A 13,672-nucleotide genomic window follows, 5' to 3' on the forward strand; every position below is an offset into this window, starting at 1 on the left:
AGTTGTTCGTTTGAGATGGAAAAGTAAGGATCATTGTTTGATTTGCTAATTATGCATGTTTTTAGTGTATTACTTTTGGCAAATGGTAATTGTATCATTAGACCTTATAGTATTAATAGAAGAAGCTGAAGATGTGTTATATTTATTGGATGTAGTTAGCCATGAACGATTTATCATTCAACTTGCGAAAGATACAATAACGAAAGTACAATTTTTCTTTATGCCAAGGATAAAGGGTATTGAAACAAAAGTTCTTTCACATGATGAAGGTGTTTTATGTATTGCTAAAGGTGTTAAATTATTACCATAAAACTTTAGATATCCTTTAACATTTCATTGTTAAATAGAAAATCCGCCAATTAGGCGGATTTTTTATGTATATGAGTCCTCATTAGTAACGGGTACTGTAGCTTGTCGAATTTTAAGTTTCATCTCAATATTTTGTAAGAAAATATCGAGATAATATTTGAGCTCGTTAAATTCAGTAGGGCATGTTTGCGTATAAGTCATATAGTCACTACTTAATACAGTAGTTAAATCATTTTGGATAAGTGCAAATAAATCAGGGAAATAGGTTTCGGCACAATCTACTAATGACATTTGTTTAATTTTATCTAAATGTGTAGGTTGAATGAGCTTTGCATAGTCTTTTACTAACACCTCTAATGCTAATCGATAACCTGCTGCTGCCAGTTGGTTATGGTTTTCAAGTTCAGCTGTATGAGCTTGTTTAAAAATCTCAATAAAATTAGATGAAAATTGAATAATAGTTGATGAAATGGCTGTGTGCATCGCTGGTGGATAAATGGAGCGAAATTGTATTTCCTTCGTATTTTTATTTAAAATATGTGTTGTTAAAAATTTTTCGTCACAGCCTTTACATTTATGTAGTAAAAAAATAAATTCTTCATGTTTAGTATAATCAATCCCAGAAGCGCGCAGTGAGTAGGGTGATACTGTAATACCGCAATGTGGGCAATGTTGAGGTATTGTATAATCACGCCCACCATAGTGAGGGATACTACTTTGAAATTGAATTTGTTGTAAAGTCATTGTCATAAAAAGACCTCCTAATATGGCTATTGTACCAAATTGCACAGTCAACTGTGAAGCTAATATCGTACAAGGGAGTAACTTAAATAATAGGTCTTTAGATGTTATTAACAATAAAAAAATATATTTTTTACAGAAGTGTAGTACGCATATTTTATGTTTTGTGATACATTATTAAGTAAAAAGAGGTGCTGCACTATGCGTAAAGTATTAGGTAATGCGAAGATTTTTTATAAAATAGGGATATTAATTCCTATTCTGGTTGCTTTTCTTCTACTGTTAACATGGCAAAATTATCGTAGCGATGTTAAACAAGTACAACAAGCAAGTCGAGAAGAGATGAATTTACTAGCTACAAAGGCACAAGAAGCCATTGATGACCGCATTGCAGCACATCAAAATCTCATGCATGTTGTACGTTCAAGCGTAGAAGCAACAGACGGTACTATGACAAGAGAGCAATTTGCACAAATCGCTAAACAAGTGCTAGATACTAGTGATGTAAGTTATGGTGTAGGTTTATGGTTTGAAAAAGATTTTAAACAGGGTGAATTATTTGGTCCTTATTTGCATAAAACAAATGAAGGTAAAAAGTATGAGTTATCAAGAGATTATGAAAAAGAGGGGTATAGCTTTCATGACCAACCATGGTATCGATCTGGGCTAAAGGAACTAAATAATCAACCTCCCTCTTATGATGAAAATTTAGATCAAATTTTTGTTTCTTTTAGTGAGCCTATCACTATAAAAAATAAGACCGTTGGCGTTATATCAGGAGATCTAGTGTTGGATTCTATCCAATCATTAATAGCCGATATTAAAATTAAAGACAGTGGTTATGCCTTTTTGCTAGATGCAGAAGGTAAATTTCTAACAAATCCAGATAATGAAAAAATCCAAAAAATAACTGCCCAAGAAGAGTTAGGGCTAGATATTACAAAGAAATATGACGAAATTATAAAAGATGGGATAACATATGTCATATCTACAGCAAAGTTAGTAGATGTACCGTGGCAAGTCGTCTTAATTGTACCAAAGGAAGAATTCTTTGCAGGTGTCACAACATCGATGTACATTCAAGTGAGCATTAGTGCTGTCATTATTTTGCTAACAGTAGGTTTAATTTATATGATTGCACGTTATCTGCGCCAAGAAATGGCAGTAACAAACGAACATATTGCTTATTTAGCTACAGGTGATTTAACACAAGTATATGATTTACAAACAAAAGATGAGTTCGGTGAATTAGCCACACATTATAATACATCTGTAAGTAATTTGAGAGGCATTGTTCAGCAAATTACTAGTGGCTCAGAAGTAGTAGCAGCTACAGCTGAAGAATTAACAGCAAGTGCCAATGAAGTCAATCATAGTGTGACAGAAGTAGCCACATCCATTCAACAAGTGGCAGAGAATACAAGCTCACAATTACAAGAAAGTGAACAATTGCATAAAGTAATTACAGCATTATCACACAATGTCACAGATGCTGTACAACAATTACATCAAGCTACAACACAATCCCATGCTACAGCCAATAAGGCCTCACAAGGTTCTGAACAAATGACACAGTTAATTCAAGAGATCAAACAATTACACGAACAAATTACCACTAGTGCTGCTATGGTAGATGATCTACAACAACATTCTTTACAAATTGGCGAGATTGCTAAATTAATTGTGACCATATCAGATCAAACAAATTTATTGGCATTAAATGCAGCCATTGAAGCAGCACGAGCTGGTGAAGCTGGTAAGGGCTTTGCAGTTGTAGCAGATGAAGTAAAGAAGTTAGCTAATGAAACGAGTCAAGCGTCACTAGGTATTCATGAAATTGTGACCACTATTCAATCTCAAATGAAAGATACAGTTAGTATGATGGAAGCCAGTAAACAAATCACAACATCTGGTGTGACATCAGTCACAGAAGCAGGCACAAGTTTTACACAGATTGCTCATACAATGACAACGTTAAAACACAATGTCGAAGAAGCTAATGATGGCGCAAAACATGTAGCTCAGGAACTAGAAAATGTGGTGACGAAGGTGAAAACGATTTATGAGGATTCTAATGAGGTGAATGAATTAACATTAACGGTTTCAGCTATTACAGAAGAACAAGCATCAGCTATGGGCGAAATGGCCAACGCTTCAGAACAATTAGCACAATTAGCAGTTTCTTTACAAGAGATGACAAATGAATTTAAAATTTCATAATAACAAAATAAGAGATGACAAAACAAACTGTACCTTTGTGAGGTGCAGTTTTTTAATATTATTTCTTGGGAAATGGTTTTGATAATAGAAAGTGTGGAAGTAATAGGATGAATACAGTAAAAAAAGCTTGCAAAAACATTTAAAAGCGAATAATATATAAAAGTTCTTTAAAATCATTCGCTTTTAGGAGGCGATAGCATGTTTAAACTGGAAGAAAATCAAACCACAATTAAAACCGAAGTGATGGCAGGTACAACAACGTTTTTAACGATGGTCTATGTTGTCATTGTCAATCCCGTTATTTTGGCAGATGCAGGTGTGCCGATTGACCAAGTTTTTATGGCAACTATTATTTCAGCTGTAATCGGTACATTATGGATGGCGTTAATGGCTAACTATCCTATTGCAATTGCTCCAGGTATGGGGTTAAATGCATATTTTACAGCGGTTGTGGCATCAAGTGAGCATATCAACTATATGACTGCTTTTTCAGCTGTTTTTGTCGCAGGGCTTATTTTTATCTTGTTAAGTTTAACGCCTTTTAGAGAGAAGTTGATTATTGCAATACCTAAAAATTTAAAATTAGCGATTACAGCAGGTATCGGTTTATTTATTGCTTTTATTGGTTTACGTATGTCTCATATTGTAGTGGCAAATGAAGTGAATTTAGTAGCTTTAGGTAACTTAACTAGCCCAGCTGTCTTATTAACTTTGTTTGGGCTAGCGATTAGTTTAATTTTAATGGTTAGAAAAGTGCATGGTGCACTCTTTATTGGTATGATCATTACCGCAATTGTCGCTGTAGTGACAGGGCAATTAACGATTGACAAAGTCGTAGCAGTCCCTCATTTACCTGAAGGGATTTTAGTTTGGAATCCCATTACCGCTATTAGTGACGTCATTTCCTATGGGTTATATGGCGTTGTTTTCTCTTTTATTTTAGTTACATTGTTTGATACAACAGGGACAATGATTGGTGTAGCAAGGCAGGCAGGATTGATGAAGGGAGAAACATTGCCAAAAGCCAGACATGCATTATTAGCCGATTCTTTTGCTTCTACAGTGGGGGCAATGTTTGGTACAAGCCCAACAACGGCCTATATCGAATCATCAGCAGGCGTCGCGGCAGGTGGGCGCACAGGTTTAACTACATTAACGGTAGCTATATTATTTATGGTCGCTTCATTTTTTGGTCCATTAGTCGGTTCACTTTCAGGCGTTGCGGCCATTACATCACCAGCCCTTATTATTGTAGGTAGCTTAATGATTGGTGCAGTGAAACAAATTGATTGGCATGAGATGGATGAGGCATTTCCTGCATTTTTAGTAATTTTAACGATGCCGTTGACTTCAAGTATTGCAACAGGTATTGCACTAGGTTTTATCTCTTATCCACTTGTTAAAATTGTGCGTGGTCAAGCGAAAGTCGTACATCCACTCTTATATATTTTTGCGGTATTGTTTGTCATTCAATTGTTTGTTCTCCCTCATTAATGATAAAAGGCAACGCAGTATAAGTACTGGGTTGCCTTTTATCGCTAGTCTTATTGTACATCCACATTAAAGACATAAATAACTTCGCCTTTATCCCACTTTGCCTCAATTTCATAAATATAAGAACCTTTTTCAGTAGGTAAGGTAAATGCTTGATTTTTTATTTGAATGTTATGTATGGTACCATCTTCATTTTCTTGTTGGATTATAATGTCCAGCGGAGGTTCAGGAAAATGGAGTTGTAATTCATCACCTGCAAGCGCATACATCTGTTCAAAATCTTTGACGAGCGCATCGACACTTGGGCCAGTAAAGTAGGTAACCTCTTTATCCTCCGCCACCCACTGATAGTCGCCACGTATCATCACATAATCTTCATCATACCAAGAAACCTTTCCAATTGGCAAATAGTCCGCATCTAATGTACGCAATTGAGAACAGCCAGATAGTAGCAAAAGTAAAGTCATAGAAATCAGTGACTTTATCATGTCAAGCACTCCTTGTACTACTACAAATTTGACTAAAATTATAGCATATAATAATGAGAATGGAGCATATAATAGACTGAATTCTAAATAATTTTTTAGCAGCAGAAAAATAATACAAATCGTTCAGGGTAGATCCAAGTAACGAATGATAGATGACAAAGTAATAACAGAGTCTAGTATTTTATGGTATAGGGTGACGTTATAATTGCATTTTCCTCATAAAAAATACGCTCGTCAATATTATTGACGCAGCGTATTTTTATTATTTACGACTGTTTAGGGGTATTTTTACTTTGTGTTGCCTTCATGTACAACCGTATGAGTAAATGCATCATGAGGTAAAATAGCCCCTTCCTTTTGTTCAAATTGTTTACGATCCGTTAAATACTTTACAGTGCTTACATAATCACGATAAAACATACGTTTCGTTAATTGTTCACAAGTTGGTGTATTACCTTCCTCATCAGTTAATGTTAAACCTTGTTGTTTATAACCTAATGTTTGGCCGCATTTTCGCATTTGTACGTACTCTAAGCCATACATTACGACAGTTGGTGTTACAACGGCATGTACAAACTCACTTTTAATCTTTTTACGTAGTAGCGTTTCTACGCCTAGTGACACGACTGTTGATACTGCGATATCAATGGCAAATGCTTTTAAGCGTTTTTTTGTTAAAGATTGCATCTTTTAACCTCCTAAAGCGTATTTAATATGTAATACGAGTGAGTAGTTGAAAAGTTGCGTTATAATGCTAAATGTTTTTGTAAAGTTGCAGAAATTTGTTCGAGCTCTTGCGTATTAAGTTCAAAATAATAAATGCCATTTTTGGTAGTGCCTTGACCTTTATTAAATTGTAAGTTGTCGTATGTTTGCATAGGCATTAAATAGTCGGTACGTAAGCGATTTAACTCTTTCATTTCAATATTAGTTTTAATATTACTACCTAAAATAATCATCATCTCATCTAATTTAGCTAATGTATTAAAAGATTTTATGTTATTTGCTAGTTGCGCAATGACTTGTTTTTGTCGTTCTTGACGACCAAAGTCTCCATTGGGATCATTTTTACGCATTCTCGCGTAAGCAAGTGCGGCTTCACCGTTTAAATGATTTTTTCCCTTATTAAAAGTATGCAAATTAGCTTTAAAAGCAAAAGGACTATCAATTGTTATTCCACCTGTTAAGTCTACTAAATCAACAAGCCCTTCCATATTCATTGTCATGACATAATCAATCGGAATGTTTAGTAATTGTTCTACAGTTTCAGTTGCTCCGTTTATGCCTTTAAAGGCATAGGCATGATTGATTTTATCTGACATTTCCATTCCAGCAATCGCCACATAAGTATCACGAGGAATGCTAATTAACTTGGCATTTTCCTTTGTGGGATTTAAGGTAGCTACGACAATAGAATCAGAGCGCCCACTATCATTTTGTCTTTCGTCAATGCCTAATAGGAGTAAAGAAATAGGACGCTTATTTTCGATGAGCTTATCATCGCTTTTTTTGCGTGCTTTACTTTTATATTCAATTTGAGTATTGGTGAAATTTTGCTCAAATTTGCGATATTGATGATATAAAAAACTTGTAATTACTACAGTTATTACAACAACTATGACTAAAAGCCACTTCCACCACTGTTTCTTTTTAACCAATATAAAATCCCCCTTAATAACTAGTATAGGTATGTTTATTGATAATCGACTAAAGGAATGTGTAAAGATGACAAAGAATTATCGTTTTTTATAATATATACACAATTATTACAAAAAATCCAATTTTATTTAAAGGCGAGGTGTTTTTATGGAATCAACATTTAGTATGGAAGAATTATTACTCGCACTTAAAAAGCGGTGGTCACTGCTTGTTTTACTGGCGCTAATAGGTATTGCCTTTAGTGCAGTTTTAACTTTCGTGGTGATTACACCAAAATATGAGGCGATGACCCAGTTATTGATTAATAAACAAAAAGAAGAGAATGTGACACAGTATCAAGCAACACAAAATGATTTGCAACTCATGAATACTTACATTGCTATCCTAAAGAGTGATGTAATTTTAGAAGATGTGGCAAAAGAGATTGATTTTATAGCACCAATCCAACAATTGCGTAAGAAGATTGCTGTCTCAAGTGAGGAGAATTCTAAAGTGTTAAATATTTATGTACGTGATCAAAATGCTTCTTTTGCAGTTGATACGGCTAATGCCATTGCGACAATATTTACAAAAGAAATAGGAAAGTTAATGGATGTAGATAATGTGCAAGTTTTAGCTGAAGCTAAAGTGAAAAATAGCCTGATCCCTGTTTCACCAAATCACGCGCTAAATCTTGTATTGGGTGCTGTAATTGGTGCTTTGTTTGGCATTGTCCTCAATGTTTTATTCATTTTATTTAATAACAAGTTTAAATCAGAAAAAGAACTAGAGTTGGAGCTTGGTGTACCTGTAATTGGTGTAATTAATAAAATGCCAAATGTGACTACACAACGTAATCTTTGGCAACGTATCTTGAGAAAAGGTGGAGAGTAGATGACAATAGCACAAACGGTAGGTCGGCAACTCATTGTAAAAGGGCAATCACGCTCTATTATTTCAGAACAATATCGTACATTACGCACCAACATTAAATTTTCAAATACAACGAAGTTACAGACGCTTGTGGTTACCTCTGCTGTACAAGCCGAGGGAAAATCAACAACAGCAGCCAATTTGGCTTATTTATTTGCAGAGGAAGGTCAAAACGTATTATTTATAGATGCGGACATGCGTAAGCCCACAGTACATTTTACCTTTCATTTAAGTAATATTACAGGCCTCTCTTTTGTGTTATCCGGTCAGGCCACATTACAAGATTGCATCCAACAAATTGAAGATACAAGTTTACATGTGTTAACAAGTGGACCAATACCGCCTAACCCCTCTGAGATGTTAGGTTCGCAAGCTTTTCATGCACTTTTACGAACGGCAGAGCAACACTATGACTGGATTATTATTGATACATCACCTGTGTTAGCAGTGACCGATGCACAAGTATTAGCTAATCGAGTGGATGGCACGATCTTAGTCATTGACCCTACAAAATCCGATAAGAAAATGGCGAAAAAAGCGGTCTCTCTCTTGAAAAAAGTAGATGCTCACTTATTAGGTGTTGTGTTAAATAATGTGGAACAAAATAAAGACATTTACTACTACAGTGAATATGTACAAAGTGAGTGATTATTATGATTGATACCCATTGCCATATTTTATACGGGGTAGATGATGGACCTACAACCTTTGAAGAAACAACAGAAATGTTGAAAAAAGCAGCAGCAGAAGGCATTACTACAATATGTGCAACAAGCCATTTTGATAAAGGTGCATTACATGTACCTGCTACTATAGTGCAACAGCAAGTTGCTCACTTACAGCAATATATTTCAGCGCAACAATTAGGTATTCGATTAGTGGCAGGGCATGAAATTACACTGAATAAGAGAACCGTACAAAAAATTATCGATGGTGAGGCGTTGCCGTTAGGGAATAGTCGTTATGTGTTATTAGAACTACCAAGCCGTCATTTGCCAAGTGATATCGATGAGGTATTGCATGAGTTACAAGTACAAGGTTATTTACCTATTATTGCTCATCCGGAGCGTCAACAAATGATTATAAAGAGCCCGCAAACAGTAATGAGACTCATTCATTTAGGCGCTTATACTCAAGTTACGGCGCCTTCTCTTGTCGGCTATTACGGGAAGCATGTACAAAAGACAGCATGGCAATTAGTAGCAATGGGCGCTGTTCATTTTATTGGTTCAGATGCACATGATAGCACCCACCGCACTTTTTATATGCGTGCAGCAGAAGCTGCTTTCCATCAAGCAGAAAAGTCGCATAACTGGATAGAGTATCAACATAATAATTATCAAATATTATGTAATGAACGAGTAGAAGTGCCACTGCCACAAATAACAAAGAGAAGATGGTGGCAACTAAGGTGAGGGAATGATATGCTCAAAAAAATTACATGGACATTCAGTGCCAATATGGTAACGGCATTAGTAAAGTGGCTAATGCTTGTAGTCATTGCACAATATTTAACCACATATGATGTAGGGGCTTATGCATTGGCGTTAGCTGTGACATCGCCAATCATGCTATTTGCCAATATGAAGTTGCGTTCCGTTTACGTTAGTGATGTAACACCAAATTACCGCGCTTACACAATAGCACGGAATGGTGTTGGTTTGTTCTCCTTACTTGTTATCATTATAATTGTTGCTATTTTTTACCCGAGTTTTATGGCAGTAATCATGATGGTTAGTGTAATAAAGGGTATGGAATTAATTTCAGATTTAATGTATGCATTGGCACATCGCGCGCAAAGAATGCGTTATATCGCCGTGTTCACAATGATAAAACAATTATTATTATTGTTAAGCTTTTGGTTGACAATAGCTCAGACTACATCATTGATTTGGGGATTACGTATTCAAGTCGTATTATTTTTGTTGTTTTTACCCATTGAATATTATTACTTTACGATGGCTTTTTCACATAAGAAAACAGCAACAAAGCAACAAATCTATCGTGTATTACAAATGGGCATCCCCTTAGGCCTAACGCAATTAGTAGTCTCATTTAATGCTTTCTTTCCGCGGTATATCTTGGAGTACGTTACATCACCACAAATGTTAGGGATCTTCTCAGCAATTGCTTATATTACTGTAGTAGCCAATATTGTGATGGGAGCTGTTTCACAAAATTTTTTATCCTATTTTAGTCGTCATGTGGCTCAACAAAATTGGCATAAAATAATAAAAACGTTACGTGGTCCATTATTAGGGATGGCTATAGTATTAAGTGTTGCCTTATTAGTAGTGAGCCTCGTAGCAGGTAAATTTTTATTAACCCTATTTTATGGGGAGCCTTATGGTCAACATGCTGTATTACTCGTTTGGATGTCGATCTGTATTTTCTTTAATGCCCTTAATTGGAATATGGATACGCTATTTATTAGTGTTACGATTTTGCGTAAGCAATTGTATTTTGCTTTATGTGGAATGTTAATTACAGTACCAGTCTCATTATTATGTATTAATTATTACGGTGTTACAGGTGCTGCTTTAGCCATGATTATTAGCAGTGCTGCACAATATATGATAAAGCGCGCCTATTTTACGAAGTGGTTAGCAAGTCAGGAGGGAGCTATGTGAGTCGACTTTATAAGTTTATAAAATATTTCATTGTATTACACATTTTACAGCTACTGTTAGCCTTATTGCCGAATTTAAAAATAAGTAATCAGATTCGTGGGTTTTGTATGCGCCCTTTTTTTAAACAATGTGGGCGTAACTTTCAAATAGCTAAAGGTGTCACGATTAATGTGATGTGGCATATGACTGTGGGAGACGATGTATATATTGCGCATCAATGTTGGATTAACGCAGCAGGCGGGTTAACGTTAGAAGATGGTGTTATTTTATCTCCCATGGTGGTAATTGCGACAACAAAACATCACTATAGTCAAGGGCGTGTGAGTAATACAAAGACAGAGTTGGCACCAATTCACATTGGCAAGGGAAGTTGGATTGCAAGTAATAGTGTAATTACAAAGGGAGTAACAATAGGGGAAGGTGTCATTATCGGTGCTTGTTCAAGTGTTACGAAAGACATTAGTGCGTATTATTTTGCAGCAGGTGCTCCCGCTAAAGCGATAAAACCCTTACAAGAAAGTGATGTAGCACGCGTATGAAGATGGTTGCTCAATTAATCATTAATGCGGTTATGTTAGGCATGACCATTTATATTACGATATATGTGAATCAAAATGTATTGTTTGCGGGGTATGAGTGGTTGTTTTTATTACCACTCTTGTATTATTTTGCTTTTAGTTTTATATTACTCCCCTTATTATTTTATCGTTTTAATACATTTATTATGAGTTTCACTTTTGTTGCCTTTTTACGTTATACCCTATTACCATATCTTATTGTGGCATCAGGTTGGTATGTGGGGCGCTCTCCAGTGGATCCTTTACCGCAGTCATTTACTTATGCGATTACGATTATGATGTGGGAGTTACTCATTACAACATTGACAATTGCTCTATGTTTTTATCCTAAAAAAACAATAAAAGTACCACATGTATCTGTAGCAAAAAATCGTATTTTACTGCCACCCCAAAAACAATTTTATTGGTTTTATCTTGTATTATGTGGCGTAGTCGTTGTGCTTATGCCATCAAGTTTACGCACATTTGCTTTTATTATGCCTCACGCCAATATGTTAGATATTGGTGAGGGAGGTTTTGTTGTTAGTGTAGTGCAATTTATGTTAATTGCAGGTAAGTCTATTTTATTTTTATTGTTGCTTAGTAACGTGTATCAAAAATATCAAAAAACAAATCAAACTAGATGGGTTGTATGGAGCTTTATCATTGTATTATTGCATATCTGTTTGTTATTTGGTGACAATCGGTCTGATTTCTTAATTAGTGCTATCGCGAGTTTGTACTTATTTTATCGATTATTTCAACGTCGAGCTTTACCTTATATTATGAGTACAATCGCGCTTTTATTCTTTATTTTTATTAATATTACAACGTACCGAAATACAGTCTCCATTACAAGAGGTGGAGACAGGTTAGTTGATCTTACCGATATGTTGCAAATTTATGCAGGTGGACCTTATAATGTCGCGCTTGCTTCAGAGTTACCTCATTATTTCCCCGATGCAGCAACATGGGGGAACTTATTATATGATTTAGGACGACCAGTGATGGGTCTGAATGTGTTGTTTAAGCAGATGGAAGGTTTTGAATTTAGTAATTACTTATACAATTATCGTATTTATTTCTCTGACCATGTGGCACAAATTATACCGATGATTGGGCAAGGGAATTATTATTTTGGCTTTGTCTTTGCCCCATTGTTGCATGTTGGCTTTATTTGTTTTGCTTTATATCTTTATCGTGTGATGCAACGCCAGCAAAGAATAGAACTGGTGTTTTTTTTAACAATACCCATTACAAGATTAGGCTTTATGATGGGACAAAATGCAGGTATTTTATTAAATGATATTTCATTTACTTTATTGTTAACGATGTTCATTTACTATATTAACAATAAGGTGGTATGGCGAAAGGAAAATAAATCATGAAACTAACTTATATTTACGATTTAAAGATGATGTATGATGGGGTGGATTATTATTCGAAAAATTTTACTAATCAAACTTGGTGGCAATATCAAAAAGTAGCCAAACATATTACCATCTATCCCATTGTGCAACCTTATCAATCCTCTACAAATTTATTGCCAATTCACATACCTGAGTTACACATCCAGCCTTTAGAACATATTGAACAAACAAAAGATGTGTATAAAAAGTGGTGGTCTACTGTAGCCCATTGCAAAGAAATAATCGCTAACAGTGAGGCCATTGTCATTCGCTTACCTTCCCATTTTGGATTAGCTATGGGGCAGGCTTGTTTACAAATGAATAAGCCTTATTTGGTGGAGGTAGTAGGGAACGCTTTAGAGGCTTATCGTTGGCATGGTAATAAAGGTTACCGTTTATTAGCCTCTTTTATTGACAAGCGTATGAAGAAGATAATTGCAAATGCCTATACAGCCATTTATGTGACAGAAAATTATTTACAAGCTGTTTATCCTAGTAATGGGCAGGCCTTCACGGTATACAATACAAATTTAAGCAAACAATTGCCGATTAAACGTACCACAACTTTTAATATAGGTATGATAGGCTCTTTGCATACCAAATATAAAGGGCACTATGATTTATTTCACGCGCTACGTATATTAGATCAGCAACAAATACCGATTACAGTGTATTTATTAGGGGAGGGAAAACTTCCACCATTAACTTACCAATACATTACAGTTATACATGAAGGAATTATAGACCGCACATTAATGGATCAATGGTATCGTAAGTTACAATTGTATGTACAGCCAAGTCATACAGAAGCATTGGGGCGCAGCATTATGGAGGCAATGAGTCATGGCTTGCCTGTAGTGGCGACACAAGTAGGTGGGATCCCTGAATTATTAGACCATACGGCATTAGTAAAAAAGCAGTCTCCACAACAACTAGCAACCAAAATACAGGCATTACTCCACAACGAACAGTTATGGCAACAACATGCCAAGCGAAATTATACATTTGTACAACGTTTTAACATGACAACTAATACAGTCAAACGTCAACAAGCTTTTGCTCATTATTACACAGCATTAACGTAAATCTAAAGAAAAAGCTAGCGAAAAAAGATATTTTCGTTAGCTTTTTTGGTGTTTTATTTTATAATAGTTAATCTGTTTATTCATGAATAAATGATATTTTTTTATGAAATTGATTTTTTAATCATTTTTAAACGTAAAATACAATTTTAAATATATTAATATAATAAA

General features: G+C 35.2%; 14 protein-coding genes. 10 read left to right on the top strand and 4 right to left on the bottom strand.

Annotation, left to right across the window (positions count from 1 at the left end; translation table 11 throughout):
* The first annotated feature begins 64 nt into the window (after window positions 1-64).
* Window positions 65-310, top strand: a complete 246-nt coding sequence (locus IEW44_RS02870; RefSeq protein ID WP_188613520.1) for a hypothetical protein — start codon at window positions 65-67, stop codon at window positions 308-310.
* A gap of 62 nt (window positions 311-372) precedes the next feature.
* On the opposite strand, the gene IEW44_RS02875 is transcribed toward IEW44_RS02870, so the two are convergent.
* Entirely contained in the window at window positions 373-1,059 is a 687-nt protein-coding gene (locus IEW44_RS02875; RefSeq protein ID WP_188613521.1) for a hypothetical protein, read from the bottom strand.
* 192 nt (window positions 1,060-1,251) lie between these two features.
* On the opposite strand from IEW44_RS02875, the gene IEW44_RS02880 reads away from it, so the two are divergent.
* Entirely contained in the window at window positions 1,252-3,270 is a 2,019-nt protein-coding gene (locus tag IEW44_RS02880; protein WP_188613522.1) for a methyl-accepting chemotaxis protein, read from the top strand.
* 198 nt (window positions 3,271-3,468) lie between these two features.
* Complete coding sequence (locus tag IEW44_RS02885) at window positions 3,469-4,764, top strand: NCS2 family permease (RefSeq protein WP_188613523.1); 1,296 nt, start codon at window positions 3,469-3,471, stop codon at window positions 4,762-4,764.
* Between the two features lie 50 nt (window positions 4,765-4,814).
* Here IEW44_RS02885 and IEW44_RS02890 read toward each other — a convergent pair whose 3' ends face one another.
* The 3 genes from IEW44_RS02890 to IEW44_RS02900 form a co-directional block, all read right to left on the bottom strand.
* A complete protein-coding gene (locus tag IEW44_RS02890; RefSeq protein WP_188613524.1) occupies window positions 4,815-5,252 on the bottom strand; it encodes a hypothetical protein in 438 nt (145 codons plus the stop codon).
* A 288-nt stretch (window positions 5,253-5,540) separates the two neighbouring features.
* Window positions 5,541-5,939: an RDD family protein gene (locus IEW44_RS02895; RefSeq protein WP_188613525.1), complete on the bottom strand. Its 399-nt coding sequence runs from the start codon at window positions 5,937-5,939 to the stop codon at window positions 5,541-5,543.
* Window positions 5,940-5,998: 59 nt separating this feature from the next.
* Entirely contained in the window at window positions 5,999-6,910 is a 912-nt protein-coding gene (locus IEW44_RS02900; protein ID WP_188613526.1) for an LCP family glycopolymer transferase, read from the bottom strand.
* 148 nt (window positions 6,911-7,058) lie between these two features.
* Between IEW44_RS02900 and IEW44_RS02905 the strand changes: the two genes are divergently transcribed.
* From IEW44_RS02905 to IEW44_RS02935, 7 genes are read left to right on the top strand one after another with little or no spacing between them, the layout of a single operon-like run.
* Window positions 7,059-7,784: a YveK family protein gene (locus tag IEW44_RS02905; RefSeq protein WP_188613527.1), complete on the top strand. Its 726-nt coding sequence runs from the start codon at window positions 7,059-7,061 to the stop codon at window positions 7,782-7,784.
* Complete coding sequence (locus tag IEW44_RS02910; RefSeq protein WP_188613528.1) at window positions 7,785-8,471, top strand: CpsD/CapB family tyrosine-protein kinase; 687 nt, start codon at window positions 7,785-7,787, stop codon at window positions 8,469-8,471. It abuts the gene before it with no gap.
* Between the two features lie 5 nt (window positions 8,472-8,476).
* On the top strand, window positions 8,477-9,238 hold the full coding sequence (locus IEW44_RS02915) for a tyrosine-protein phosphatase (RefSeq protein WP_188613529.1): 762 nt from the start codon (window positions 8,477-8,479) through the stop codon (window positions 9,236-9,238).
* 9 nt (window positions 9,239-9,247) lie between these two features.
* Window positions 9,248-10,453, top strand: coding sequence for a lipopolysaccharide biosynthesis protein (locus tag IEW44_RS02920; RefSeq protein ID WP_188613530.1), 1,206 nt, complete (start codon window positions 9,248-9,250; stop codon window positions 10,451-10,453).
* Window positions 10,450-10,992, top strand: a complete 543-nt coding sequence (locus IEW44_RS02925; protein WP_188613531.1) for an acyltransferase — start codon at window positions 10,450-10,452, stop codon at window positions 10,990-10,992. Before IEW44_RS02920 ends, IEW44_RS02925 begins: the two co-directional genes overlap by 4 nt.
* Window positions 10,989-12,398: a capsule biosynthesis protein CapI gene (locus IEW44_RS02930; protein ID WP_188613532.1), complete on the top strand. Its 1,410-nt coding sequence runs from the start codon at window positions 10,989-10,991 to the stop codon at window positions 12,396-12,398. The genes IEW44_RS02925 and IEW44_RS02930 overlap by 4 nt, the downstream gene beginning before the upstream one ends.
* Window positions 12,395-13,504 carry a glycosyltransferase gene (locus IEW44_RS02935; protein WP_188613533.1) on the top strand — a complete coding sequence of 370 codons (1,110 nt, stop codon included), beginning with the start codon at window positions 12,395-12,397 and terminating at the stop codon, window positions 13,502-13,504. The genes IEW44_RS02930 and IEW44_RS02935 overlap by 4 nt, the downstream gene beginning before the upstream one ends.
* Window positions 13,505-13,672: the final 168 nt, after the last annotated feature.

This window comes from Lysinibacillus alkalisoli (assembly GCF_014643595.1).
In the GTDB taxonomy this organism is placed as follows: domain Bacteria; phylum Bacillota; class Bacilli; order Bacillales_A; family Planococcaceae; genus Metalysinibacillus; species Metalysinibacillus alkalisoli.